This window comes from Streptomyces sp. NRRL S-337, assembly GCF_000720175.1.
Classification (GTDB): domain Bacteria; phylum Actinomycetota; class Actinomycetes; order Streptomycetales; family Streptomycetaceae; genus Streptomyces; species Streptomyces siderophoricus.
This window is the reverse complement of the sequence record NZ_JOIX01000028.1, coordinates 25,685-50,231: the sequence shown is the minus strand read 5'-3', so window position 1 is coordinate 50,231 and position 24,547 is coordinate 25,685. Positions and strand designations below refer to the sequence as shown.

Below are 24,547 nucleotides of genomic sequence, written 5' to 3'. Positions count from 1 at the left end.
CGCCGCCCCCGGACGAAGGAAAGGCCCGCGAACCGTGATGCGCATCCTTGGAATCAACGCACTCTTCCACGACCCCGCCGCCGCACTCGTCATCGACGGCACCACGGTGGCCGCGGCGGAGGAGGAGAGGTTCTCCCGGCGCAAGCACGGCAAACGGCCGGTGCCGTTCTCCGCCTGGGAACTGCCCGAGCAGGCCGCCCGCTGGTGTCTCGACTACGCCGGCCTGCGTCCCCAGGACATCGACGCGGTCGCCTACTCCTTCGACCCCCGACTTGCCCGGCCCGCCGCGCAGATGGGCCTGCACGACCCCTGGGACCACCTGCGCCTGACCTACGCCCGCGAGGCGCCCGGTTTCCTCGCCCAGGCGCTGCCCGGGCTCGACCCGGACGCGGTGCGGTTCGTGCCGCACCACATGGCGCACGCCGCGTCCGGCGCCTTCGCCGCACCGGACGCCGACACCTGCTCCGTCCTCGTCCTCGACGGCCGCGGCGAGGCCACCTCCCACCTGGCCGCCCACCGCGTCCAGGGCAAACTGGAGCCGCTGTACGGCCAGGAACTGCCGCATTCGCTCGGCCTGGTCTACGAGGAACTGACCGAGCACCTCGGATTCCTGCGCTCCTCCGACGAGTTCAAGGTCATGGCCCTCGCCTCGTACGGCCGGCCCCGGATGCTGGCCGAACTCCGCCGCCACATCCACCCGACCGGGGACGGCGGCTTCCACGCCACCGGCGTGCCCTGGCATGAACTGTGCGCCCCGCGCCGCCCGGACGAGCCCTGGCAGCAGGACCACGCCGACCTCGCCGCCAGCGCCCAGGCCTGCCTGGAGGAGACCCTCCTGGACCTGGTCCGCTGGCTGCACGGCCGCACCCACGACGACGTGCTGACCCTCGCCGGCGGCGTCGCCCTCAACTGCGTCGCCAATGCGCGGATCGCCCGCGAAGGCCCGTTCGGCCGGGTGTGGGTCCAGCCGGCGGCCGGCGACGCGGGCACCGCGCTCGGCTCCGCCCTGCTGATCGGCGCCGACGCGGGCGAGGAACCGCTGCCCATGCCCGGCGCCGCCCTCGGCCGCGACTGGACCGACGCCGAACTCGAAACCTGGCTCCGGACCGCCGCCGTCCCCTACGACCGACCCGACGACATCGCCCGGACCGTCGCCGAGGCCCTCGCGGACAACGCGATCGTCGCGTGGTTCCAGGGCCGCGCCGAATACGGACCGCGGGCCCTCGGCCACCGTTCCCTGCTGGCCCACCCCGGCCACTTGGCCAACCTGGAGCGGCTCAACGACGTCAAGGGCCGCGAGCAGTTCCGGCCGGTCGCCCCCATGGTGCTCGCCGACCGCGCGGCGGACATCTTCGACGGCCCACTCCCCAGCCCCTACATGCTGTTCGTCCACGACGTGGCCCCCGAGTGGCGGGACCGCATCCCCGCCGTGGTCCACGTGGACGGCACCGCCCGGATCCAGACCGTCGACCCGGCCGCCGAACCGCTCGTGGCCCGGATGCTGACCGAGTTCGAACGGCTCACCGGCCTGCCCGTCGTGGTCAACACCAGCCTCAACACGGCCGGCCGGCCCATGGTCGACGACCCCCGCGACGCCCTGGAGTGCTTCGGCTCCACCCCCGTCGACCTGCTGGCCATCGGCCCGTTCGCGGTCCGCCGCCGGAACTTCTTCGCCGCCGGGCAGCGCGCCCCGCACCAAGCGGAGGACCCCCGATGACCGCCCCGTCCGCCCCGGGCGACCGGTCCACCGACTACACCGTCGTGATCCCCACGCTCGGCCGGCCCAGCCTGACCGCCTGCCTGGCCGCGCTCGCCGCCGCCGAAGGCCCCCCGCCGCGCCGGGTGATCCTCGTCGACGACCGCCCCCTCGACGACTGCACACCGCTGCCCGCCGACATCCCCCGGACGCTGCGCGACCGCACCGTGACCGTGCCCGGCTGCGCCCGCGGCCCGGCCGCCGCCCGCAACACCGGCTGGCGGGCGGCCGGCGGCACCCCCTGGATCGTCTTCCTCGACGACGACGTGCTCCCCGGACCCGCCTGGGCGAGGGAACTGGTCGCCGACCTCGCCGCCGCCACCCCGCGCACCGCCGGCGTCTCGGCCCGGATCGACGTGCCGCTGCCGTCCGGGCGCGAACCCACCGACTGGGAACGCAACACCGCGGGACTGGCCACCTCCCGCTGGATCACCGCCGACATGGCCTACCGCCGGGCCGCCCTGGAATGCGTCGGGGGCTTCGACGAACGCTTCCGCCGCGCCTTCCGGGAGGACGCGGACCTGGCCCTGCGGGTGCTGACGACCGGCTGGACGCTGGCCGAGGGCCGTCGCCGCACCACCCACCCGGTCCGCCCCGCCGACCGCTGGGTCTCGGTACGGCTGCAGGCCGGCAACGCCGACGACGTCCTGATGACCCGCCGGCACGGCCGGGGCTGGTGGCGCCGCGCCCAGGCCCCGCGCGGCCGGCTCCCCGGACACCTCGCGGTGACCGCGGCGGCCGCCGGCGCGCTGCTGTGCGGCGCGGCCGGCAAACGGGGCGGCGCGGCGGCGCTGGCCGCCCTGTGGCTCGCCGGGACCGCCGAGTTCGCCTGGGCCAGGATCGCACCCGGGCCGCGTACCCGGGAGGAGGCCCGGACCATGGCGCTGACCAGCGTCCTGATCCCGCCCGCCGCCACTGCGCACTGGCTGCGCGGCCTGCTCCGCCACCGCCGCATCGCTCCGGTGGACCCCTGGGGCGGCGCACACCCCGCGCCCGAGGTCCGGCCCCGGCCGGCCCCGGAACGGGTATGACCGTGGCCGCCCCGGAGCGGACCGGCGGTCCCTGGCTCTACGCCTCGGGGCCGTACCCCGCCGCGCCCGCACCGGTGCGGCTCGCCGCGGTGCTCTTCGACCGGGACGGGACGCTGGTCGCCGACGTGCCCTACAACGGCGACCCGGCACTGGTCGCGCCGATGCCCGGGGCCCGGGCCGCACTGGACGCGCTGCGCGACCGCGGCATCCCGGTGGGCGTGGTCAGCAACCAGTCCGGGGTGGCCCGCGGCCTGCTCACCCGGGGCCAGGTCGAGGCCGTGCAGCGCCGGGTGGAAGAACTGCTGGGGCCGTTCGCCGTCTGGGCGGTGTGCCCGCACGGGCCCGCGGACGGCTGCGGCTGCCGCAAACCGGCACCCGGCCTGGTGCTCGCCGCCTGCCGCCGGCTCGGCGTCGCGCCCGAGGACACCGCCGTCGTCGGGGACATCGGCGCCGACCTGGGCGCGGCCCGCGCCGCGGGTGCCCGCGGCGTGCTCGTGCCCACCCCCGTCACCCGCCCCGAGGAGATCGCCGCCGCGCCCTGCCGCGCGGCCGATCTCCCGGACGCCGTACGGCAGTTGCTGGGCCGGCCGGTCAGTGCGGAGCCGGTGCGATGAGCACCGCACCGCGCACCCTCGTCGTCCGGCTGGACAGCGCCGGCGACGTGCTGCTCGCCGGGCCCGCCGTACGGGCCGTGGCGGCCGGCTCGTCCCACACCGCGCTGCTCTGCGGCCCCACCGGCGAGCGCGCCGCCCACCTGCTGCCCGGCGTCGACGAGGTGCTGGTCCACGACGCGCCGTGGGTCGGCCTGCGGCCCCCGCCGGTCAGCCGGGCCACCACCGACGCGCTGGTCGACGCCCTGGCCGCGGGCCGGTTCGACCGGGCCCTGATCCTCGTCTCCCACCACCAGAGCCCGCTGCCGGTCGCGCTGCTGCTCAAGATGGCCGGCGGCATCTGGACCGCAGCGGACAGCCCGGACTACCCGGGCGCGCTGCTGGACCTCCGGCACCGGCGGGCGCCGGACCGCCACGAGGCCGAGGCCGCGCTGGACCTCGCCGAGGCCGCCGGATACGCCCTGCCGCCCGGCGACCGGGGAGCCCTGGAGATCCTGCCGCCGCCCGCCACCACGCGGCTCACCGGCCGCGACCCGTACGTGGTGCTGCACCCCGGTGCGGCGGTGCCCGCCCGGGCCTGGAGCGCCGACCGGGCCGCCCGCGCCGCGGCCGCACTGGCGGCGGCCGGCCACCGCGTGGTCGTCACCGGCGGGCCCGACGAACGCCGGCTGACCGCCGCCGTGGCCGGCGACCACGCACTGGACCTCGGCGGCCGCACCGATCTGCACCAGCTCGCCGGCGTCCTCGCCGGGGCCCGGGCCGTGGTCGTCGGCAACACCGGCCCGGCGCACCTGGCCGCCGCGGTGGGCACCGCCGTCGTCTCCCTCTTCGCGCCGGTGGTCCCCGCCGAACGATGGGCCCCCTACGGCGTCCCGCACGTCCTGCTCGGCGACCAGCAGGCGCCCTGCGCGGACAGCCGCGCCCGGAGCTGCCCGGTGCCCGGACACCCCTGCCTCGACGGGGTCACCGACGCGGAACTGCTGGGCGCGCTGGCCCGGGTGACGGGGGGCCGGGGCGCGGCGCTGCCGGCCGCACCCGGCCGCGCGGACGGCCGGGCCCCGGGAGCCGGCACACCGCGGACACCGACCGACGACGAGCGAGGGGCGACCGTATGAACATCCTGCTGTGGCATGTGCACGGCTCCTGGACCACCGCGTTCGTCCAGGGCCCGCACACCTACCTGGTGCCGGTCACCCCCGACCGCGGACCCGACGGGCGGGGCCGGGCCCGTACCTTCCCCTGGCCCGGATCGGTGCAGGAGAAGACCCCCGCACAGCTCCGGGAGACCCCCGTCGACCTGGTCGTCCTGCAGCGGCCGCACGAGGCGGAACTCGCCGCGTCCTGGCTCGGCGGCCGCCGCCCCGGCCGTGACCTCCCCGCCGTCTACCTGGAGCACAACGCCCCCGACGGCGCCGTACCGCACACCCGGCACCCGTACGCCGACCGCGACGACCTGGTGCTGGTGCACGTCACCCACTTCAACCGGCTGTTCTGGGACGGCGGCCGGACCCGCACCGCCGTGATCGAGCACGGCATCGTCGACCCCGGCCACCGCTACACCGGCCGGCTCCCACGCGCCGCCGTCGTCGTCAACGAGCCGCTCCGCCGCGGGCGGACCGTCGGTACCGACCTGCTGCCGGCACTGGCCGAGGCCGCCCCGCTCGACGTCTTCGGCATGCGCACCGAGGGACTCGCCGGCCACCTCGGCCTCTCCCCGGACGCCTGCCGCACGGTCGATCTCCGGCAGGCGGAGCTGCACACCGCGATGGCCGAGCGGCGGGTGTACCTGCACCCCGTGCGCTGGACCTCGCTCGGACTGTCCCTGCTGGAGGCCATGCACCTGGGAATGCCGGTGGTGGCGCTGGCGACGACGGAAGCCGTCGAGGCGGTACCCCCCGGCGCCGGCACGCTCTCCAACCGTCCCGAGATCCTCGCCCGCGCCGTCCGCACCTACCTGGCCGAACCGGAAGCCGCCGCCGAGGACGGCGCCCGGGCCCGGCAGGCCGCGCTCGGCCGGTACGGGCTCAAGCGCTTTCTCCACGACTGGGAAAGCCTGATCACGGAGGTACTCGCATGACCACCCGCGGCACCGCCCCCCGTCTGTCCATCGCGCTGGTCTCCGAGCACGCCAGCCCGCTCGCGGTCCTCGGAGGTGTGGACGCCGGCGGCCAGAACGTCCACGTGGCGCGGCTGGCCGGTGCGCTCGCCGACCGCGGCCACCGGGTCACCGTGTACACCCGCCGGGACGCACCCGACACACCCGACCAGGTCGGCCTGCGACCGGGGGTGACCGTCCGGCACATCGCCGTGGGCCCGCCGTGCCACCTGCCCAAGGACGAACTCCTGCCGTTCATCCCGGAGTTCGGCCGGCTGCTGACCGAGGAGTGGGCACTCGGGCCGCCGGACGTGGTGCACTCGCACTTCTGGATGTCCGGACTCGCCGCCCTGCAGGCCACCCGGAAGCTGGACCTGCCGCTGGCCCACACGTACCACGCGCTGGGCACCGTCAAGCGGCGCCATCAGAAGGACAGCGACACCAGCCCGGCCAGCCGCATCCCCTCCGAGGCCGAGGTCGGCGACGGCTGCGACCAGGTGATCGCCACCTGCCGCGACGAGGTCACCGAACTGACCCGGATGGGCATCCCGTCCCGCAAGGTCAGCGTGGTGCCGTGCGGGGTGGACGCCACCGCGTTCAGCCCGCACGGGCCGGTCGCCGACCGCGGCCCGGTGCGCCATCTGCTGCTGCAACTCGGCAGACTGGTGCCCCGCAAGGGAGCCGCGCTGTCCGTCTCCGCGCTGTCCCGGCTGCCCGACGCCCACCTCGTCATCGCCGGCGGGCCGCCCGCCGCCGAGCTCGACCAGGATCCCGAGGTCCGGCGGTTGCGGGCGCTCGCCCGGGCGGCCGGGGTGGCCGACCGGGTCCGCTTCACCGGCGGGGTGCCGTGCGAGGACGTCCCGCCGCTGCTGCGCGCCGCCGACGTGGTGCTGTGCCCGGCGGACTACGAACCGTTCGGGATCGTGCCCCTGGAGGCCATGGCCTGCGGCACCCCGGTGGTCGCCACCGCGGTCGGCGGCCAGCTGGACACCGTCGTCGACACCGTCTCGGGACGGCTGGTCCCGCCCCGCGACCCGGGCGCACTCGCCCGGGCCGTCGGCGAACTCCTCGCCGACCCCGAACACCGGGCCGCCTGCGGAGCCGCGGGCCGCCGCCGGGTCCTGGCCCGCTACGGCTGGGACACCGTCGCGGCGGCCACCGAGACCGTCTACCGCGGGCTGCTCGCGCACCGGCCGACCGTGCCGGAGGCCGTCTGACGAACCGTCAACCAGCCCGGGACGACGCTTTCCCGCCCCGGCCGACCCGGCCGGGTCGGCCGGCCCACGACCGCGGACTTTTGAAGGAGGTGCGGGCCCCGACCGCCGCCGGTTTCACGCACGGAGCGGCCCGATCGACATGAGCCATCCCCTTGAGAGCGCACACCAGCACTGCCAGTCCCTCCAGGAGGCGCTGGGCCATCTGCGCCGGCACAGTCTGCACCAGCTCGCGCAGTGGGCCTCCCACCTCAGCGCCGTACTGCCGCTGGGCGGCCGGCTGCTCGCGGCGGGCAACGGCGGCAGCGCGGCCCAGGCCCAGCACCTGACGGCCGAACTGGTCGGCCGCTACCAGCAGGAACGTCCCGCCTACTCCGCCGTCGCACTGCACGCGGAGACCTCCAGCGTCACCGCGATCGGCAACGACTACGGTTTCGACCAGGTCTTCGCCCGGCAGGTCGCGGCCCACGGCCGGCCCGGCGACATCCTGGTGCTGCTGTCCACCTCGGGCCGCAGCGGCAATCTGCTCGCCGCCGCCGACACCGCCCGCAAGGCCGGACTGCGGGTGTGGGCGCTGACCGGTCCGCGGCCCAACCCGCTGGCCGACGCGGCCGACGAAGCGCTGTGCATCGAATCGGCCAGCAGCGCCACCGTCCAGGAGGCGCATCTGATCGCGCTGCACATCCTGTGCGAGAACTTCGACGCGGCCGGCCCCGAGGCCGCCGCCGCCCTGTCCGCGGAGGAGCCCGGCATCAGCCCGGAGGGCGCCGTATGAGCTCCCGTCAGCCGCTGCTCGTCGTCGGCGACGTCCTGCTGGACCGGGACCTGGCCGGTGACGCCACCCGGCTGGCTCCGGACGCGCCCGCCCCGGTCGTGGAGGTGGCCGACGACCGCAGCCGGCCGGGCGGGGCCGGGCTGGCCGCCGCGCTCGCCGCCCGGGCCGGCCGTGAGGTGACCCTGGTGACGGCTCTGGGTGACGACCCGGCGAGCGAGCAGGTCCGCCGCCAACTCCGCCCGGTGCTGCGGCTGGTGGAGCTTCCGCTGACCGGCACGCTGCCCGAGAAGACCCGGGTGCTGGCCGGCGGCCGGCCCCTGGTGCGCTTCGACCGCGGGGGCGGCACCCCGGGCGAGGCCGGTCCCGACGTGGCCGCCGCGCTCGACGCGGCGCGGGCCGTCCTGGTCGCCGACTACGGCCGCGGCACCGCCCGGGCGGTCGCCGGGCGGCTCGCCGACGCCGCGCGCCGCGGGCCGCTGGTGTGGGACCCGCACCCCAGGGGCGGCCGGCCGGTCCCCGGTGCGCGGCTGGTGACCCCCAACGCGGCCGAGGCCCGGGCGCTGACCGGCGACGACGCCCGGTCCCTGCACGCCGACGCGGCGCGCGGCAGCCGGCTGGCCGCCCACTGGCACGCGGCCGCCGTCGCGGTGACGCTCGGCGCCCGCGGCGCGCTGCTGGCCAGGGCCGGCGGCGACTCCCCGATGCTGGTGCCCGCCCCGTACCGGGCCACCGGCGACCCCTGCGGGGCCGGCGACTGCTTCGCCGCCACCGCGGCCGCCGCGCTCGCCGACGGTGCGCTGCCCGAGGAAGCCGTGCAGCTCGCCGTCACCGAAGCCACCTCCTTCGTCGCCGCCGGCGGCGCCGGCAGCCGGGCGCTGTGGGACGGCCCGCCGCCCGCGGACCACACCCCGCCGCGGGACGCCGATCCGTTCGCGCTGGCCCGCTCGGTCCGGGCCCGCGGCGGCACCGTCATCGCCACCGGCGGCTGCTTCGACCTGCTGCACGCCGGGCACGTCGGACTCCTGGAGAGCGCCCGGCGGATCGGCGACTGCCTCATCGTCTGCCTCAACTCCGACGCGTCGGTCGCCCGGCTCAAGGGCCCGGACCGCCCGCTCACCCGCCTCGACGACCGGAGGCGGGTGCTGACCGGCCTGGGCTGCGTGGACGCGGTCGCGGTCTTCGACGAGGACTCCCCGGTGAACCTGCTGCGCCGGCTGCGTCCGGACGTCTGGGTCAAGGGCGGCGACTACACCGTCGACACCCTGCCCGAGGCCGCCACCGTCCAGGAATGGGGCGGCCAGGCGCTGGTCCTGCCCTATCTGGACGGCCGCTCCACCACCGCGCTGGCGCGGCGCGCCGCCCGCTCCGCCACCGGCCCGCCGAAGGCCCGCTCGTGACGTCGCGGACCACCTCCCGGGTCGGCGTCGTGGTCATCACCCGCAACCGGTGGCACAGCCTGGCCCGCACCCTCGACCGGCTGGCCGGCCTCCCCGAGCGGCCACCGGTCGTCGTCGTGGACAACGGCTCCTCCGACGGCACCCCGGAGGCGGTCCGCACCCACCACCCCGCCGTGCACGTACTCACCGCGGGCCGCAACCTCGGCGCGGTCGGCCGCACTTACGGTGCCGCGGCCCTGACCACCCCCTACGTGGCCTTCAGCGACGACGACTCATGGTGGGAACCGGGCGCCCTGGCCCGCGCCGCCGACCTCTTCGACCACCACCCCCGGCTCGGCCTCGCCGCGGCCAGCACCCTGATCGGCCCCGCCGGTGCCCGCGACCCGCTCAACGCCGCCCTCGCCGCCTCCCCCCTGGGCCGGGAACCCGACCTCCCCGGGCCCTCCGTGCTCGGCTTCCTGGCCTGCGCCGCGGTGGTGCGCCGGACGGCCTTCCTGGCGGTGGGCGGCTTCCACCCCGTCCTGCACTTCGGCGCCGAGGAATCCCTGCTCGCCATGGACCTGGAGGCCGTCGGGTGGGGGGTCGCCTACTGCGCCGAGCTGACCGCCCGTCACCAGCCCGACGGCCCGGACGGCACCCCCCGGCCGGGCCGCACCGTACGGGTACGGCGCAACGCGGTGCTCGCCGCCTGGCTGCGCCGCCCCTACCGCCATGCGCTCACCCACACCGTGCGGCTGGCGCTGGACAGCCTCGACGATCCGGACGCCCGGCGCGCGCTGTCCGAGACGGCCCAACGGCTGCCGGCCGCACTGGCGCGCCGCCGCCGGCTGCCGCCGCGGGTCGAACGCCGCCTGCAGGTCCTCGAAGCCCGCCCGTGACGCGGCCATCCGGCCGAGGGGGCCCGCCGTGACCGATCCCCGCACCACCGTCATCGTCATCACCCACAACCGCAGGCGCGACCTGGTGCACACCCTCGACCGGCTGGCCGAACTCCCCGAGCGGCCACCGGTCGTCATCGTCGACAACCACTCGACGGACGGCACCGCCCCCGCCGTGCGCCGCCACCCCCTCCCGGCCCGGCTGATCGCCCTCGACCGCAACCTCGGCGCGGTCGGCCGCAATCTGGCCGCACGCACCGTCACCACGCCCTACCTCGCGTTCTGCGACGACGACTCCTGGTGGCAGCCCGGTTCGCTGGGCGGTGCGGCCGACCTGCTGGACGCCCACCGGAAGCTGGGCGCCGTGACCGCCCGCATCCTGGCCCATCCGCACCCGGACGGCCCGGCCCCCACGGACACCCCCCAGGAGCCGCACGAGGACCCCATCGTCCAGGAGCTCCGGCAGTCGCCGCTGCCCGCCCCGAAGTGGCTGCCCGGCCCGGCGCCGGGCTCGTTCCTCGCCGCCGCGACCGTGCTGCGCACCGACGCCTTCCGCGCCGCGGGCGGCTTCTCGCCGCGGCTGGTGCTCGGCGGTGAGGAGGAGCTGCTGGCCGCCGATCTCGCGATGGCCGGCTGGTGGCTGACGTACGCCGACCACCTGACGGTCCATCACCGCGCCTCGCCGCACCGGGACCCCGCCCGCCGCCGCCGGCAGGGCATCCGCAACACCCTCTGGTTCACCTGGCTGCGCCGCCCGCTGCCCGGCGCGGTGCGCCGCACGGCCTCCCTGGCCGCGACCGTCCCGCGGGACGCCGTGTCGCTGGCCGCCTTCGCCGAGGCCGCCGCCGGGCTGCCCTGGGTGCTGCGCGAACGGCGGCGGCTGCCACCGGAGATCGAGCGGCGGATGCGCCTGCTGGAGGCACCGCAGCGGGCGTCCACGGCCCGGTCCTACCGCGACTGACCCGCGCCGGGCTGCTCCGTCGCCGCCCCGGCCGCCCCGCGCAGCCGGTCGGCCAGCGTGCCCAGCAGTTCCCCGTCCGGCCGTCGGTCCGGGTACGCGGCGGCCCGGGCCCGGCCGGCGGGGGACAGGCACCAGGCGAGCAGCCGGTCGAGCTCCGCCGGGCGGACCTCCTCCGGGCGCAGCACCGCCGGCCAGCCGAGCGCCGCCGCCTGGGCGCTGACCTTCGCGCCGCCCTCGACCGGGTCCACGGCCAGCACCGGCGTCCCGGCGCGCAGGGCGAGCGCCAGCCCGTGCAGCCGGGTCGTCACCACCGCGTCCAGCCGGGCGAGCACCGCATGCACCTCCTGCGGGGTCGCCGGCAGGCGCCAGTCCCGGGTGTCCAGCCGGGTGTCCATCGGGAGCCGGGCCACCCGGGCCGTGCCCAGCCACCCGGTGAGGGCGTCGGACACCTCGTGATGCCGGCGGCGGTCGCCGTATTCGTGCTGGCCGCCGGTGAGCACCACCCCGACCAGCGGAAGGGTGCCCGGCGCCGCGACGGACAGGCTGAGGTCCACCGCGGCGGCGGGCCGCCCGGGGGCGTCACGGGGGAGCACCTCGTCGAACCGGCGCACCGCCGGATCGGCCGGATCCACCACCGACACCCCGACCGCGATCCGGCGGCACCGGGCGAACCGCTCGTGCAGCGCCGCGAGCGGGCTCTCCGCGCCGTCCGGGGGCCGCCGGGAGTGCACCGGCCCGCAGACGAACAGCAGATGGGTGTAGCGGGCCGGGTCGGCGTCCGCCAGGTGGAGCGCGTCCGGCCGGAACACCGGGGACCACGCGGTGTCGTACGGGACACCGGCCCCGTCCAGCGTCCGCTGCACGGCCTCGGCGGCGAGCGCGTCGCCGGCCGTCGCCTCGCCGTGCAGGAAGCTGAACCATCCGGTGACCAGGGCGCGCAGCGGTCCGGTCATCGCGCCGGGGCCATGACGGAGGGCGGCCGGCCCGGGAGCGGCAGCGCGTCGACCGCGGCGAGCACCTCGTCGACGGTGATCCGCAGCAGCCGGTCGTCCGGCCGGTCGCCGTGCGCGTCGCCGGGGCGCGGCGGGTCGTCGGGGTCCGGATGCCACAGGACGCGGTGCCGGTCCGTGCCCGGCGGGCCCCACAGCCGGGGGGCGACCGGACCGAACAGCACCACCGACGGCGTGCCCAGCGCGCTCGCCAGATGCGCCAGACCCGTGTCCCCGACGAGCACCGCGCGGGCCTGCGCGACCAGCGCCGCGAGCTCGGCGAACGGCAGGTCCGCGGCCCCGCCCAGCACCGCCGCCCCCGGCAGCCGGGCCTGCTCCGCGACCCGCCGGGCGAGCGGCCCCTCGCCCTTCCCCGCGGTGATCACGACCCGGTGCCCGGCGCGGTGCAGGGCCGCGGCCACCGCCGCGAACCGTTCCGCCGGCCAGCACCGGGCCGCCGCGTCCGCGCCGGGATGCACCACCACGGCCCCGGGGGCCGGCGAGCCGAGCGCCGGGGCGGCGATGCCCAGGTCGGCCGGATCGGCCGGCAGCCCGTACCAGGTGAGCAGCCGGCACCAGCGGTCCCGCTCGTGCTCGTCCTCCCGCCAGACCGGGCCGGCGAGCTCCGGGGTGGCCGGATGGGCGTACGCGAAGAGCCGGGCGGGCCGCAGCGCCCGCAGGAGGCCGTGGCTGGCCGGGCCGTTGCCGTGCAGGTCCACCGCGAGGTCCGGGGGCGGGCCGGGCCAGTCGAGGGCCCGCGGGACCTCCCGGCCGGGCGCCGCCGTGGGCAGCAGCCGGTCGACCAGGCCGGTCGCCGCGGCCGCCTCCGCGAGCCGCCGGGGCGCCGCCAGGACGAGGGTGTGGTCCGGACGGGCGGTGCGCAGCGCGTGCAGCGCGGGGACCGCGGTCAGCAGATCCCCCAGCCCGAGCGCCCGGAGCACCAGGATCCGCGGGCCCGGATCGTGACCGTCGGGCGGCGGGCAGGAGCGCGGACGGGCCGAGGGCATGGGACGCCTCCTTCGCGGACGCCGGGCGGGCTTCCTCCAATGTGGGGGTGCGGTCGCGCCCCCGCGACTTGTCGCCCGTCACCTGCGCGGGCCGGCCCCGCCGGGCAAGCGGCCGCGACGGTCCGCGCCGGCGGCCGCGGACGGTGACGCGGCCCACTCCCGGCGGTCCCCGGGCAGGCGACTGAGACCTGGCCCACAGACCGCGAACCGCCCTGTGAGCAACCACACTTACGCCCACCCCGGCCGTCATCTCCCGTGCCGGACAAGGGAGATGACACCGGCCGAGGCCGGTCACCGGCCGTGCGCGGCCCCGCGGGCCCCGCGCCGGCTTCCGGGCGTCCCGGCCGATCTGTGAAGATGTGACATCGCTGGCCCGCAAGGCTTCGTCACGGACGGCCCGGCCTGAGCCCAGCACCGACAGACCTCGGTACGGACGCCGCGCACGCAGTGGTGCCCCGCGTCCGCCGAACCGCTTCCCGAGCCTGACGGGCTCTTCACAAGGTCTCTGCCGCTGTGCCTTCTCCTGCTCTCGCCCCTGCCCGCATTCCGGCGCAGGCGCCCCCGCCCGAGTCCGCCACCGAATCCGCGAGCGCGCGACCGTACGGCCGCGCGCCCCGCACCGTGCGCTTTCCCGCACCCCGTCGTGCCCTGGGCGCCGCCAAGGGCCCCGCAGGGGGCCGGAAGGGCGACCACGCTCCGTGGCGCTCGCTGCGCTACCGCAGCATGCGCTGGTGGTCGTTCGCCAACCTGGTGTCCAACGCCGGCACCTGGATGCAGCTCACCGTGCAGAACCTCCTGGTCCTGCAGCTGACCGGCTCGGCGGCCGCCACCGGTCTCTCGCTCTCCGTGCAGGCGGGGCCCGGGCTGCTCATGGGCCTGGCCGGCGGCGCCGCCGTCGACCGCTGGCCCCGGAAGGTCACCGCCGCGGTCAGCCAGGCCGTCCTCGGTGTGATCGCCTTCACGACAGCCGCCCTGATCGCCTTCGACCAGCTCAACTACGGCATCCTGCTGGCCCTGGCCGGCGTCACCGGACTGATCGCCACCATCGACGGCCCGGCCTGCGCCCTGCTGGGCAACGATCTGGTCCCCACCGAGGACGTCCCGTCGGCCATCGCCGTCGGATCGCTGGTGCACAGCGTCGGACGGCTGGGCGGCACCGCCCTCGCGGGACTCTCCGTGGGCGTCCTCGGCACCGGAGCCGCCTACGCCGCCAACGGCCTGTCGTTCCTCTTCGTCGCCGCGGTCATCCCCTTCCTGCGTCCGGTGAGCGCGGCACTGCGCCGGCCCGCCGGGACGCCGGACGCCGCGGCCGCCGCCGTACCGGCCGCGGAGCCGGAACCCGAAGCCGGCACCGGCGCCCGCGACGGGCTGGCCTTCTTCCTCCGCAGGCCGCGGCTGGTGGCCCTCGCGGCCGTCACCGGCCTGAGCGCCATCTTCGGCCGCAACTACCAGCTGACCCTGGCCGTGCTGGTCACCGGCCCGCTCGGCGCCGGCGCGGCCGCCTTCGGCACGGTCTCCACCGTCCTGGCGGTCGGCGGCATCCTCGGCGCGGTGCTCGCCGCCCGCCTCCGCAAACCCACCGTCGCCCTGGTCGGCGCGCTGGCCGCGGCCGGTGCGCTGCTGCAGATCGTCGCGGGCTTCTCCCCGTCCCTGATCGTCCTGCTCGTCCTGGTCCTGCCGATGTCCGTGGTCGAGTCGATCTCCGACACCGCCGGCACCACGGTCCTGCAGACCGACCCGCCGGCCCACATGCGCGGCCGGGTGCTGGGCGTCTGGCGCAGCGCCAGCACGGGCTGGGGCCTGGTCGGACCGCCGCTGCTCGGCTTCCTCATGGAACTGGCCGGCGCCCGCGGCGCCCTGGTGGCCGGCGGCTTGATCATCGCCGGTGCGGTCGCCGCCGGAGGCCTGCTGCAGTCCCGCCGGCGCGCCGCGACCGGGCCGGTGCCGGCCCCCTGCCCCACGGCCGCCTAGCCGTCAGACACCCCCGCCGTGCGGCTGCTCCTCCCGCCGCACCAGCAGACCGCCCAGCGCCGTGCGCCGGTGCAGCACCGCCCGCCCCGCGCGCACCGTGGTGATCAGCCCGGCCCCGCGCAGCGCGGCGGTGTGGGCCGAGGCGGTGGCGTCGCTGATGCCCAGCCGCCGGGCGAGGTCACCGGTGGTGTGCTCACGGGCGAGCACCCGCAGCATCGCGGCCCGGGTCCGGCCCAGCACCCCGGCCAGCGCCTCCGTCCCGTCGTCCGCCCCGGGCGGCACCAGCGGCACCCCCGGTCCCGCCGGATAGGTCACGTACAGCGGACGCCCGGGCAGATCGGCCAGCAGCGGCGGGCCGGTCCAGTGGAAGGTGGGCAGCAGCACCACTCCGCGCCCGTTCAGCACGACGTCCCGCGCGAAGGGCGCCGGGCACTCCCAGACGTCGCCGGACAGCCGGGCCCCGGGGACGAGCCCGTCGAGCGCCGCGCCCACCCCGTGCTCGGCGACGGTCAGCGCATGCCGGGTGAACTCCGCCCGGTGCAGGTCCTGCACCAGGGACCAGACGGGCCGCAGCAGTGCCTCGAAGGCCGCGTGCTGGGCCCGGCCGAGCACGCGCCAGGCCTCCGCGTCCCCCTGGTGCAGCCCGCGGATCCACGGCGGGGGCGGCCCAGGCACCGTGGCGTACACCCGCTCCATCTCGGCGCGGACCAACTCGGGGCGGGCCGACCGGACGGTGGCCAGGCCCTCCTGGAGGGAGTCGGCGAAGACGTCGAGGAACACCGGCGCCCGGCCGTTCGGGACCACGTCCCCCAGCGGTTCCGCGGCGGCCGGCAGCGACCGCAGGACCCGGTGCCGCCACCGGCCGAAGAGCACCCCGTCGTCGCGGCGGCACATCATCATCAGCGCCGTGTTCAGCTCCAGCAGCGGCGCCGCCCGGGAGGCGAAGCGGACCCGGGCGACATCCGAGGCCGTGAAGTGCAGCCGGATCACACATTCCCCCTGGTGACGCCATCCTTTCGGCCAGGCCCTCAACCATGGCCGCGGCTCCCCGCCGCCCGCCAGTATGCGACCGCACGCCACGGCACGAGGCCACGGCGCAGGCGCCCGGGAAGGGGAGTCCATCGTGAGCGTACGCAACGGGGCAGGGGGCGGGGAGGGCCGGCAGGCAGGACCGGCCCGGCGGACGGTCGCCGCGACGGCCGCACTGGGCGCCGCCCTCCTGCTCACCGGCGGCTGCGGCACCACCCGGACCCGCCCCGGTGGCCGGCGCCCGGACCACGGGCCGGCCTTCGTACCGCGGCTGCCGGCGCCGACCGGCCCGCACCGGCTCGGGGTCACCACGCTCTATCTGGTCGATCCCTCCCGGCACGACCCGTGGGACCACCGCCTCACCCGCAGGGAGATCATGATCACGGTCCGCTATCCGGCCCGGGCCGTCGAGGGCCACCCCGTCGCGCCGCAGATGACCCCGGGCGCCGCGAAGGTCTTCGCGGGCCTCGACCCGCGCTTCCACCCCGGGCTGCCGACGTCCGGGGTCGACTGGGCGGCCACCCGGACCCATGCGCACACCGGCGCGCCCGCGCAGCCCGTAGGACGCCCGGTGCTGCTCCACACCCCCGGTGGCGGCGATCCGCGCACGCTCGGTACCGGGCTCGCCGAGGAACTGGCCAGCCACGGCTGGGTGGTGGTGAGCATCGACCACCCCGGCGACGCCGGCGAGGTCGAGTTCCCGGTCACCACGCCCGCCCGCCCGAGCCCCGTGCGCACCACCGTCCTACGCGGCGATGCCCGCACGGACCCGGACCTCTTCCGCACCGTGATCGACACCAGGCTGGCCGACACCCGGTTCGTCCTCGCGCAGCTGGCGGTACTGGCCGCCGGCCGGAACCCCGATGCCGCCGGCCGCCCGCTGCCCGACGGCCTCGGCCGTGCGCTGGACCTCCGGCGGGTGGGCATCTACGGCCACTCGGCCGGCGGCACCACCGCTGCCCAGGCCCTCTACGACGACCGCTGCCTGCGCGCCGCGGTCAACCTGGAGGGCTTTCTCGACCACCCTTCCGTCCGGCCCGGACGGGCCGGACCGCTGTTCCCGGTGGCCCGCCACGGCGTGGACCGGCCGCTGCTCCTCGTGGGCACCGACGGCTTCCCCGGACGGACGGAACTGGCCCGTTCCTGGTCCGCCCTGCTCGCCCACCCGCACGGCCGCACCCGCCGCCGGCAGATCCGGCACACCGCGCACGCCGTCTTCACCGACTACGCCGCCTTCGCACCGCAGTTGCAGACCGCCGGCCTGATGACCGCCCGGGACCGGAACGCGCTGGTCGGCGCGCTGGACCCGGCGCGGTCGATCCCCGCCGTGCGCGGCCTGCTCCGCACGTTCTTCGCCCGGCACCTGCCGCCGCGCTGACCGGGGCGGCCGGACGGGTGCCACGGCCCGTGCCGGGTACCGGCTTTCGGGAGAGGCTCGATGTGCGACGGACGGCGGAGAGGAGCTTCGGGTATGGCCGGTGACCCGGGGGAGCGGACGACGGGACGCGGCCGGGCCGCCCGTACGGCGACGTGGTGGCGGCGGGCCCGGGCCTACGACGGACACGAACGGCACACGGTGTTCCTCATCGGGAAGAGCACCGTGGCCGCCACCGTCGCCTGGCTGATCTCCTACCAGCTCCTGCACGCCCGGTCACCGGCCTTCGCGCCGTTCTCCGCGGTGCTGATCATGCACGTGACGGTGTATCAGTCCCTGCACCAGTCACTGCGCTACATCGGCGCGGTGGTCGCCGGAGTGGCGGTGCAGGCGGTGCTCGGATTCGCCGGCGGGCCCCAGCTCGCCACGTTCGCCCTGGTCGCCCTGATCGCCCTCACCCTCGGTCGGTGGCCGGCCCTGGGCAGCCAGGGCAACCAGGTCGCCACCGCGGCCTTCTTCGCCTTCGCGACCTACACCTCCGCCACCACGTACCTCGACCGGGCCGCCCAGCTCGGACAGATCGTCCTGCTCGTCCTGATCGGCTGCGCCGTGGGCCTCGCGGTGAACGTCACGCTCGTCCCGCCGATGCGCTACCGCAGCGCCGAATACGCCCTGCGCGCCCTGGCCCGTGCCCTCGACGACCTGTTCGCCGACATGCACCCGGTGCTGCGGCAGGGCGAGCTGGACGCGGAAGCCACGCAGCGGTGGCGCACCCGGGCGGAACAGACCGGAGAGCTGATCGACCAGGCCAGGGCCGGTCTGCGCACCGCGCGGGAGAGCCTCTATTACAACCCGCGCCGGCTGCTGGGCCGCCACCGCGGCCGGACCGGCTTCGCGGGCTACCGGTCGGTGCTGGCGGCGCTGGAGCGCGCACTGCACCACGTCGCCTCGCTCGCGCGCAGCCTGGACCAGTGGCGGGACGCCGAGGACCGCTACCGCTACCGCGACTTCCTGCGCGCCTACGCGGACTTCCTGGCCTCCCTCTCGTCGCTCACCGAGCTACTGAGCGGGCTGGACGAGGACCTGGTGGCCGCCCAGGCCCGCGCGCTCGGCGCCGCGGCCGAGCGGGCCCGGGAATGCCGCGGTGCGCTCGCCGAGCAGGCCGAGCGGGCCGGACTGCCGCTGGCCGACCCGACCCGCCCCTACGGCGTGCTCGTCATCGAGGCGACCCGTCTGATGCAGGAGTTCTCGTACCTCACCGACGTCATCGGCTCGCTGCCCCGAGTCGCGGGCGAGGGGCCGTCGCGGTGAAGTAGGAGGAGGGGCGCGGCCTGCTCGGGGCGCCCCTACGGCCTCGGGGGAGCAGAGGAAAGGGAGACCGAGATGGACCACGCCGGAACCCCTGGGGAACCACACGACGCGCCGAGCAACCCGCCGCCCGCCGCCGGCCCCCCGAAGCCGCCCCCCGAGCCCGGCGGGGCCCCGCCCACGACCGGCCGCGGCAGGCCCATGAAGCTCACCGAGATGGCCCGGCGCAAGGCGAAGCAGGCCATGGAGAAACTGAGGCCGCACGAGGGCAAGGGCCACGGAGAACCGCACACCTAGAGGCTCTTCGCGCTGACCGCACGCCTGCCCGGCACGCGCGAGGACTCGTGCGCGGGACTCTCGCCGACCGAACTCGCGGAGATCAGGGACACCCTCACCGCCCTCCCGCACGCCGACGTGTGTGTCGACTGCCGCCGGGCCCCGCCGCGGGCCGGCTCAGGCCCCGGGCAGCAGTGAGTCGTCCGCCACGCGGGCGCCCGGCAGGCGGTGGTCGGCGGCGATCAGGGCGGCGTCCACATCGCGGGTACCGGTGGAGATGCACAGCGTGTACGCGAGGTCGTCCATCCGCTGCCGCACCTCCTCGGTGCCGCGGTCCGCGTGCAGCAGCGCCAGCGTGCGGTACTCGTCGGCGATGCCCTGCAGCACTGCGGGGTGGGCCAACAGCATGGTGGTCTCCTTCCGTCGGCCGTCCACGTCCACGGCTGCTCGTGCCCGTTCGCCGGCGGTCCACACCTGGCCCGCCGGAGCCTCAGCCCCGCTGGTTGAAGCGGCCGGCCGCCCGCTCGTTGAGCACGCCCAGCACCCTGCGCAACCGGCGGGCGGGCGGCTGCTCCTCGGCCTCGACCCGGTAGCCCTCCGCCGTACCGGTGCCGCCGTCGCGGGGCAGCACCCGGCCCATCGCCGACACCAGCCGGGTGGTGAGCACCGGCGCCACGCCGTGCGCCACGGCGCCCAGTTTGGCCGCCGGGGTGAGCACGATCCGGGGCCGCCGCCGCTGCACCGCGGAGACGATGCGTTCCGCCGCCCGCTCGGCGTTCATCGACAGGAGGGGCGCGCCGGCCAGCGCCTGGAACCAGGCGTACTCCCGGCGCCGGTCGCCGCCGAACCGCGCGTGCAGATGCGATCCGGTCCGCATCAGCCCGGGATGCACCCCGGTGACGGTGACCCCGTACGCGGCCTCCTCCGCGTGCAGCCCCTCGGCCAGCGCGGCGACCGCCGATTTGGCGCACGAGTACGGCAGCAGGTGCGGCACCGCCAGCAGGCCGCCGACCGACCCGACGAGCGCCAGCCGGCCGCCCGCCGGACTGCGCCTGAGGTGCGGCAGGGCGGCGAACGCGGTGTTCAGGGCGCCGTGGAAGATGGAGTCCAGGGCGTCCCGGAACCCTTCCACGCCGAGGGCTTCGGCCGGGCCGACCTGGATGATGCCGGCATTGGCGATGACGATGTCCAGCCTGCCGTTGTCCCGCGCGATCTCCGCCAACCGCTCCTGGACCGCGGCGCCGTCGCGCACGTCGCACACCACGCCGCGCACCGCGCCGCCGCCCGGTCGGCCGAGCTTGCCGACCGCCCGGTCCAGTTCGGCCGCGTCCCGTGCCAGCAGGACGACGTCGCAGTCCCGGCGCAGCAGCTGACGGGCCATGAGCAGACCCAGTCCGCGTGAGCCGCCGGTGACCACGGCGGTGAGCCCTTCGATCGAGGGAGCGGCCGGCAACACCCGCATGAGGAGCCCTTTCGTCGAGCCCGTTGCCCGTGATGACGAGGGCCCTGGCCGCCTGACTGTGTGGCGTCGAAGAGCCCTTCGTGTGGCGTGCGGACGCGGCGGGACCGGCGCATCGCGGGGCGGCCCCTGCGCGTCGCCCCTCCGACGCTACCCGGAGGCGTTGCGGTGCGCATGTGCGCCGGGCGGCGGCCGCGGCCCCCCGCCACCCCGTTTCACCGGCCGCGCGCCGGGCACCCGGCTCAGGGACCGGACGGAGCGGCCGTGCGGCGGTCGCGAGCCGTTCGGTTACCGCGGGACGCATCCGGCTTAATCGCGGCGGATCCGGCATGGGCGGCCGGGCCCACCGGGAATTCGTCCTGCGCGCGATCCCGGCGTCCGCCGCACCCGCGCCGTGTGCCGACGACCGGCGTGACCGCACTCATGGCAGCGGCCTCAGCACCGCAGCAAGAAAGGAACCACGGCTCATGCAGATTGCTTTCCTGGTAGCGCCCGAGGGTGTCGAGCAGGTCGAACTGACCGGCCCCTGGCAGGCGGTTCTGGATTCGGGGGACGTTCCCCACCTGGTGTCCACCAAGTCCGGCCGGATCCAGGCGTTCAACCACCTCGACAAGGCCGACACCTTTCCGGTGGACCGGACGGTGGACGCGGTCGACGTGTCGGAGTACGGCGGTCTGGTCCTGCCCGGTGGCGTCGCCAATCCCGATGCGCTGCGGATGGACAAGAACGCGGTCGCCTTCGTGAAGAGCTTCTTCGACCGGGGCCGGCCGGTGGCGGCCATCTGCCACGCGGCCTGGACGCTGGTCGAGGCCGATGTGGTACGGGGGCGCACCCTGACGTCCTGGCCGAGTCTGCAGACCGATATCCGCAATGCCGGCGGCACCTGGGTGGACGAGCAGGTCAAGGTCTGTACGGCGGGCCACAACACGCTGATCACCAGCCGTAAGCCGGCCGATCTCAAGGCGTTCTGCGCCACCTTCGTCACGGAATTCGCCCAGGCGGGAAGGGCGGCCTGAGGTGGCGGACCAGAAACAGGAGCAGCGCCGCGCGCATTTCGCGGACGATCCTGCCGCCGGTCCGCTCACCACCGACCAGGGCGTGACCGTCGACCACACCGACGATTCGCTGCAGGCGGGTGAACGCGGCCCGACGCTGATGGAGGACTTCCACTTCCGGGAGAAGCTCACCCGCTTCGACCACGAGCGGATCCCGGAGCGGGTGGTGCACGCCCGGGGCGCCGGCGCCTACGGCTACTTCCAGCCCTACGAGTCCTGCGCGGAGTTCACCCGGGCCGCCTTCCTCCAGGATCCGGGCGTGCAGACGCCGGTGTTCGTGCGGTTCTCCACGGTCCAGGGCCCGCGCGGTTCGGCGGACACCGTGCGGGACGTCCGTGGATTCGCCACGAAGTTCTACACCTCGGAAGGCAATTACGACCTGGTCGGCAACAACATGCCGGTCTTCTTTATCCAGGACGGCATCAAGTTCCCGGACTTCGTGCACGCGGTGAAGATGGAGCCGCACAACGAGATCCCCACCGGGGCGTCCGCGCACGACACCCTGTGGGATTTCGTCTCGCTCCAGCCCGAAACCCTCCACATGATGATGTGGCTGATGTCGGACCGGGCCATTCCGCGCAGTTACCGGATGATGCAGGGCTTCGGCGTGCACACCTTCCGCTTCGTGAACGCGCAGGGCAAGGGCACGTTCGTGAAATTCCACTGGAAGCCCAAGCTCGGGGTGCACTCGCTGGTCTGGGACGAGGCGCAGGAAACGATGGGCCGCGACCCGGACTTCAACCGCCGCGACCTCTGGGACATGATCGAGGCCGGGGAATATCCGGAATACGAACTCGGCGTCCAGCTCGTACCGGAGGAGGACGAGCACTCCTTCGACTTCGACCTCCTCGACGCCACCAAAATCATCCCCGAAGAGCTGGTGCCGGTGCGGCCCATCGGCCGGATGGTGCTCAACCGCAACCCGGACAACTTCTTCGCGGAGACCGAGCAGGTCGCCTTCCACACCGCGAACGTCGTGCCCGGCATCGACTTCACCAACGACCCCCTGCTGCAGGCCCGGAACTTCTCGTACCTGGACACCCAGCTCATCCGGCTGGGCGGGCCCAACTTCCCCCAGCTGCCGGTCAACCGGCCGCTCGCGCCGGTCCGCAACAACCAGCGCGACGGCTACCACCAGAGCCGGATCCACCAGGGCACCAGCTACTCGCCGAACTCCCTCGGCGGCGGCTGCCCGGCCCTCGCCGGCGCCGACGAATCCGCCTTCCGGCACCTGACGGAGCGGGTCGACGGGCGGAAGATCCGTCAGCGGAGCCCCAGCTTCACCGACCACTACACCCAGGCGGCGCTGTTCTGGCACAGCATGGCCGACTGGGAACAGCAGCACATCATCGACGCGTTCCGCTTCGAACTGGGCAAGGTCAACGCCAAGGAGGTCCGCGAACGCACCGTCGGCGAGCTGGCGCACATCGACCACACCCTGGCCTCCAAGGTCGCCGAGGGCCTCGGCATTCCCGCCCCGGAGGCCACCGACACCCCGCGGCCCACCCCGTCCCCCGCGCTGAGCTTCGAGAACCTCAAGGGCGACGGCTCCATCCGCAGCCGCCAGATCGCGGTCCTGGTCATGGACGGCGTGGACGCGCAGCAAGTCGGCGGACTGAAGCAGGCGTTGGGGGAGCAGGGCGCCTTCGTCGAGGCCCTGGCGCCCCAGGACGGTGAGGTCTCCGGCGCCTCCGGCAGCCTGTCGGCGGACCGGGCGCTGCCGACCGTGGCCTCCGTGCTCTACGACGCGGTGGTGCTGCCCGACGGCGGCCTCGGGGCCGGCGACACCGCGGCCGACGGCGCCGCCCGCCGCTTCGTGCTCGACGCCTACCGGCACGGCAAGGCCATCGGCGCCCTGGGCTCCGGGATCGAGGTGCTGAAGAAACTGTTGCCCGGCCAGGTGCGCACCGCCTCCGGGGGCGCGGAACCGGTGAGCGACCAGGGCGTGGTGACCGCCGCCGCGAACGGTGACGCCTTCGCCCGAGCCTTCGCGGAGGCCACCGCCGCCCACCGGCACCGCAACCGCCCGCCGGCGAGGATCTGAGCCGGCACCGGGAGATCCGGCCCGGCTCCCCGTCCCGGCGGCCCCCCGGCCGCCGGGACCGAGCCGCGTCAGCCGATCCGTGACCCCGTCTTCGCGAGGGCCTCGGTCACCGGCTGGTAGAGGCTCATGCCGCCCGAGGCGCAGCTGCCGCGGCCGCCGGAGGTCAGGCCGAGCGCGGTGTCCCCCTCGAAGAGCGGACCGCCGCTGTCGCCGGACTCCGCACAGACCGAGGTCTGGATCAGTCCCTCGACGGTCCCCTCCTGGTAGTTGGCCGTCACATTGACCGCGGTGACCTCCCCGTCGTGCACATGGGTCGTGCTGCCGCTGCGCCGCACCTTCTGGCCCACGATCGGGTCGGCGGCCCGGGCGATGTGCTGCGCCCCGCCGCTGTAGAGGTTCACCTCGCTCGGGTGCGCCATGTCCGCGGCGGTGTACCGCACGATCCCGAAATCGTCACCGGGGAAGCTCCCCGCCTCCGACATCGCGATCGGGGGGCCTTGCTGGGTGGCGGACCAGCTCGGCACCGCGTGCGTGCAGTGGCCGGCCGTCAGGAAGTACGGCTGCCCGCCCTTGGCGACGTTGAAGCCGAGCGAACAGCGCGCCTCGGTGCCCCAGATGGCGTCCCCGCCGGCGATCAGCGGCTCGATGGTGTCCGGCGACAGCTGGATCACCGCCCGGTCACCCAGCGAGCCGGCGACCGCCTTGAGCCGCTCCAGATCTTCCCCCCGGACGGTGCGGTCGGCGGTGATGACCACCTTGTTGATCTTCGGGTCCATGCCCCAGGAGGTCCCGGGGATCGAGGCGTGCTCCTTGAGGGTCGCCCGGGCCGCGTCCAGCGACGCCAGCGAGTGCTTGACGATCCTCGCCTCGGCTCCGGCCGCCCGGGCCTTGCCGGCCGCCTCCTCGGTGGTCACGTTCACCACCAGCTTGTGGTTGTCGGGGTCGTAGTACGAACCCGCCCCGGCCGCACCGAGCGAGGAGCCGATGGCCACCGCCCGTTCGGCGGCGGCGATGGCCGACGGGGGGCCGGGGGCCCGGGCGGTGTGCGCGTGGGCGCTCTGCAGGGCGAGCAGGGGAGCGATGGCCAGGGTCACCACACCGACGCCGGCCAGGACGGAACGAGGCGTGGGTACGCGCGGATGCTTCAACACAAACCTCTCGCTGGGGAGCGGGCCAGCAGCGGGTCTCGGTGATGCGCACGCCTCAAGGGCTACTGGCGCCACGGGCGGGGCCGAAGGCCGGGCGAGGCGGCGCGGGGTGTCTACTCTCCCTGCCCGTGCACCACCCCCGGCCGCCCACACTTCTCCAGGAATCAC

Annotated in this window: 22 protein-coding genes; 16 read left to right on the top strand and 6 right to left on the bottom strand. The window is 75.8% G+C overall.

The features are described 5' to 3' along the window. Positions 1-37: 37 nt before the first annotated feature. The 10 genes from IG62_RS0120775 to IG62_RS0120730 all read left to right on the top strand — a co-directional run bounded on the left by IG62_RS0120775 (position 38) and on the right by IG62_RS0120730 (position 10,718). Positions 38-1,717, top strand: coding sequence for a carbamoyltransferase (locus IG62_RS0120775; protein ID WP_030805110.1), 1,680 nt, complete (start codon positions 38-40; stop codon positions 1,715-1,717). Then, positions 1,714-2,787: a glycosyltransferase gene (locus IG62_RS0120770; protein ID WP_030805107.1), complete on the top strand. Its 1,074-nt coding sequence runs from the start codon at positions 1,714-1,716 to the stop codon at positions 2,785-2,787. The genes IG62_RS0120775 and IG62_RS0120770 overlap by 4 nt, the downstream gene beginning before the upstream one ends. After that, positions 2,784-3,401 (top strand): D-glycero-alpha-D-manno-heptose-1,7-bisphosphate 7-phosphatase, encoded by a 618-nt coding sequence (locus IG62_RS0120765; RefSeq protein WP_078872121.1) that lies wholly within the window; start codon positions 2,784-2,786, stop codon positions 3,399-3,401. Before IG62_RS0120770 ends, IG62_RS0120765 begins: the two co-directional genes overlap by 4 nt. After that, positions 3,398-4,513 (top strand): glycosyltransferase family 9 protein, encoded by a 1,116-nt coding sequence (locus IG62_RS0120760; protein ID WP_078872120.1) that lies wholly within the window; start codon positions 3,398-3,400, stop codon positions 4,511-4,513. Before IG62_RS0120765 ends, IG62_RS0120760 begins: the two co-directional genes overlap by 4 nt. Further along, positions 4,510-5,475: a glycosyltransferase gene (locus tag IG62_RS0120755; RefSeq protein WP_030805098.1), complete on the top strand. Its 966-nt coding sequence runs from the start codon at positions 4,510-4,512 to the stop codon at positions 5,473-5,475. Before IG62_RS0120760 ends, IG62_RS0120755 begins: the two co-directional genes overlap by 4 nt. Beyond that, positions 5,472-6,710 (top strand): glycosyltransferase, encoded by a 1,239-nt coding sequence (locus IG62_RS0120750; RefSeq protein WP_030805095.1) that lies wholly within the window; start codon positions 5,472-5,474, stop codon positions 6,708-6,710. Before IG62_RS0120755 ends, IG62_RS0120750 begins: the two co-directional genes overlap by 4 nt. 139 nt (positions 6,711-6,849) lie before the next feature. Then, entirely contained in the window at positions 6,850-7,482 is a 633-nt protein-coding gene (locus IG62_RS0120745) for a D-sedoheptulose-7-phosphate isomerase (RefSeq protein WP_030805092.1), read from the top strand. Next, on the top strand, positions 7,479-8,879 hold the full coding sequence (gene rfaE2 / locus IG62_RS0120740) for a D-glycero-beta-D-manno-heptose 1-phosphate adenylyltransferase (RefSeq protein ID WP_030805089.1): 1,401 nt from the start codon (positions 7,479-7,481) through the stop codon (positions 8,877-8,879). The genes IG62_RS0120745 and rfaE2 overlap by 4 nt, the downstream gene beginning before the upstream one ends. Beyond that, positions 8,876-9,757: a glycosyltransferase family 2 protein gene (locus IG62_RS0120735; RefSeq protein WP_030805086.1), complete on the top strand. Its 882-nt coding sequence runs from the start codon at positions 8,876-8,878 to the stop codon at positions 9,755-9,757. Before rfaE2 ends, IG62_RS0120735 begins: the two co-directional genes overlap by 4 nt. 28 nt (positions 9,758-9,785) lie before the next feature. Next, the gene (locus IG62_RS0120730) at positions 9,786-10,718 is read left to right on the top strand and encodes a glycosyltransferase family 2 protein (protein ID WP_030805083.1); all 933 of its coding nucleotides are present in this window, start codon (positions 9,786-9,788) and stop codon (positions 10,716-10,718) included. On the opposite strand, the gene IG62_RS0120725 is transcribed toward IG62_RS0120730, so the two are convergent. After that, positions 10,706-11,671, bottom strand: a complete 966-nt coding sequence (locus IG62_RS0120725; RefSeq protein WP_199812503.1) for a polysaccharide pyruvyl transferase family protein — start codon at positions 11,669-11,671, stop codon at positions 10,706-10,708. The genes IG62_RS0120730 and IG62_RS0120725 overlap by 13 nt on opposite strands. Beyond that, on the bottom strand, positions 11,668-12,714 hold the full coding sequence (locus IG62_RS0120720) for a glycosyltransferase family 9 protein (RefSeq protein WP_051798352.1): 1,047 nt from the start codon (positions 12,712-12,714) through the stop codon (positions 11,668-11,670). The genes IG62_RS0120725 and IG62_RS0120720 overlap by 4 nt, the downstream gene beginning before the upstream one ends. A gap of 723 nt (positions 12,715-13,437) precedes the next feature. On the opposite strand from IG62_RS0120720, the gene IG62_RS0120715 reads away from it, so the two are divergent. After that, on the top strand, positions 13,438-14,685 hold the full coding sequence (locus IG62_RS0120715; protein ID WP_037838808.1) for an MFS transporter: 1,248 nt from the start codon (positions 13,438-13,440) through the stop codon (positions 14,683-14,685). 3 nt (positions 14,686-14,688) lie between these two features. Here IG62_RS0120715 and IG62_RS0120710 read toward each other — a convergent pair whose 3' ends face one another. Continuing rightward, the gene (locus tag IG62_RS0120710) at positions 14,689-15,675 is read right to left on the bottom strand and encodes an ArsR/SmtB family transcription factor (RefSeq protein WP_030805070.1); all 987 of its coding nucleotides are present in this window, start codon (positions 15,673-15,675) and stop codon (positions 14,689-14,691) included. A gap of 133 nt (positions 15,676-15,808) precedes the next feature. On the opposite strand from IG62_RS0120710, the gene IG62_RS0120705 reads away from it, so the two are divergent. From IG62_RS0120705 to IG62_RS0120695, 3 genes are all read left to right on the top strand, one after another. Further along, entirely contained in the window at positions 15,809-17,092 is a 1,284-nt protein-coding gene (locus IG62_RS0120705) for an acetylhydrolase (RefSeq protein WP_051798350.1), read from the top strand. Between the two features lie 93 nt (positions 17,093-17,185). Next, positions 17,186-18,400, top strand: a complete 1,215-nt coding sequence (locus IG62_RS0120700; protein WP_051798348.1) for an FUSC family protein — start codon at positions 17,186-17,188, stop codon at positions 18,398-18,400. Positions 18,401-18,472: 72 nt separating this feature from the next. After that, complete coding sequence (locus IG62_RS0120695; RefSeq protein ID WP_030805063.1) at positions 18,473-18,694, top strand: hypothetical protein; 222 nt, start codon at positions 18,473-18,475, stop codon at positions 18,692-18,694. A gap of 156 nt (positions 18,695-18,850) precedes the next feature. Here the strand turns inward: IG62_RS0120695 and IG62_RS0120690 are convergent, their stop codons facing one another. Both IG62_RS0120690 and IG62_RS0120685 read right to left on the bottom strand, forming a co-directional pair. Further along, entirely contained in the window at positions 18,851-19,081 is a 231-nt protein-coding gene (locus IG62_RS0120690) for a DUF5133 domain-containing protein (protein WP_030805060.1), read from the bottom strand. Positions 19,082-19,163: 82 nt separating this feature from the next. Next, positions 19,164-20,135 carry an SDR family NAD(P)-dependent oxidoreductase gene (locus IG62_RS0120685; RefSeq protein ID WP_030805058.1) on the bottom strand — a complete coding sequence of 324 codons (972 nt, stop codon included), beginning with the start codon at positions 20,133-20,135 and terminating at the stop codon, positions 19,164-19,166. Between the two features lie 464 nt (positions 20,136-20,599). On the opposite strand from IG62_RS0120685, the gene IG62_RS0120680 reads away from it, so the two are divergent. After that, a complete protein-coding gene (locus tag IG62_RS0120680; protein ID WP_030805057.1) occupies positions 20,600-21,148 on the top strand; it encodes a type 1 glutamine amidotransferase domain-containing protein in 549 nt (182 codons plus the stop codon). A gap of 1 nt (position 21,149) precedes the next feature. Beyond that, positions 21,150-23,231, top strand: coding sequence for a catalase (locus IG62_RS0120675; RefSeq protein ID WP_030805054.1), 2,082 nt, complete (start codon positions 21,150-21,152; stop codon positions 23,229-23,231). Positions 23,232-23,299: 68 nt separating this feature from the next. Here the strand turns inward: IG62_RS0120675 and IG62_RS0120670 are convergent, their stop codons facing one another. After that, on the bottom strand, positions 23,300-24,379 hold the full coding sequence (locus IG62_RS0120670) for a S1 family peptidase (RefSeq protein ID WP_030805053.1): 1,080 nt from the start codon (positions 24,377-24,379) through the stop codon (positions 23,300-23,302). Positions 24,380-24,547: the final 168 nt, after the last annotated feature.

What these genes read in the sequence shown, in the direction of transcription:
- IG62_RS0120745 (WP_030805092.1), top strand. Translation starts at nt 6,850, where the DNA reads ATGAGCCATCCCCTTGAGAGCGCACACCAGCACTGCCAGTCCCTCCAG.
- IG62_RS0120680 (WP_030805057.1), top strand. Translation starts at nt 20,600, where the DNA reads ATGCAGATTGCTTTCCTGGTAGCGCCCGAGGGTGTCGAGCAGGTCGAA.
- IG62_RS0120715 (WP_037838808.1), top strand. Translation starts at nt 13,438, where the DNA reads ATGCGCTGGTGGTCGTTCGCCAACCTGGTGTCCAACGCCGGCACCTGG.
- IG62_RS0120725 (WP_199812503.1), bottom strand. Translation starts at nt 11,671, where the DNA reads ATGACCGGACCGCTGCGCGCCCTGGTCACCGGATGGTTCAGCTTCCTG.
- rfaE2 (WP_030805089.1), top strand. Translation starts at nt 7,479, where the DNA reads ATGAGCTCCCGTCAGCCGCTGCTCGTCGTCGGCGACGTCCTGCTGGAC.
- IG62_RS0120770 (WP_030805107.1), top strand. Translation starts at nt 1,714, where the DNA reads ATGACCGCCCCGTCCGCCCCGGGCGACCGGTCCACCGACTACACCGTC.
- IG62_RS0120760 (WP_078872120.1), top strand. Translation starts at nt 3,398, where the DNA reads ATGAGCACCGCACCGCGCACCCTCGTCGTCCGGCTGGACAGCGCCGGC.
- IG62_RS0120690 (WP_030805060.1), bottom strand. Translation starts at nt 19,081, where the DNA reads ATGCTGTTGGCCCACCCCGCAGTGCTGCAGGGCATCGCCGACGAGTAC.
- IG62_RS0120755 (WP_030805098.1), top strand. Translation starts at nt 4,510, where the DNA reads ATGAACATCCTGCTGTGGCATGTGCACGGCTCCTGGACCACCGCGTTC.
- IG62_RS0120695 (WP_030805063.1), top strand. Translation starts at nt 18,473, where the DNA reads ATGGACCACGCCGGAACCCCTGGGGAACCACACGACGCGCCGAGCAAC.
- IG62_RS0120685 (WP_030805058.1), bottom strand. Translation starts at nt 20,135, where the DNA reads ATGCGGGTGTTGCCGGCCGCTCCCTCGATCGAAGGGCTCACCGCCGTG.
- IG62_RS0120765 (WP_078872121.1), top strand. Translation starts at nt 2,784, where the DNA reads ATGACCGTGGCCGCCCCGGAGCGGACCGGCGGTCCCTGGCTCTACGCC.
- IG62_RS0120720 (WP_051798352.1), bottom strand. Translation starts at nt 12,714, where the DNA reads ATGCCCTCGGCCCGTCCGCGCTCCTGCCCGCCGCCCGACGGTCACGAT.
- IG62_RS0120775 (WP_030805110.1), top strand. Translation starts at nt 38, where the DNA reads ATGCGCATCCTTGGAATCAACGCACTCTTCCACGACCCCGCCGCCGCA.
- IG62_RS0120700 (WP_051798348.1), top strand. Translation starts at nt 17,186, where the DNA reads ATGGCCGGTGACCCGGGGGAGCGGACGACGGGACGCGGCCGGGCCGCC.
- IG62_RS0120750 (WP_030805095.1), top strand. Translation starts at nt 5,472, where the DNA reads ATGACCACCCGCGGCACCGCCCCCCGTCTGTCCATCGCGCTGGTCTCC.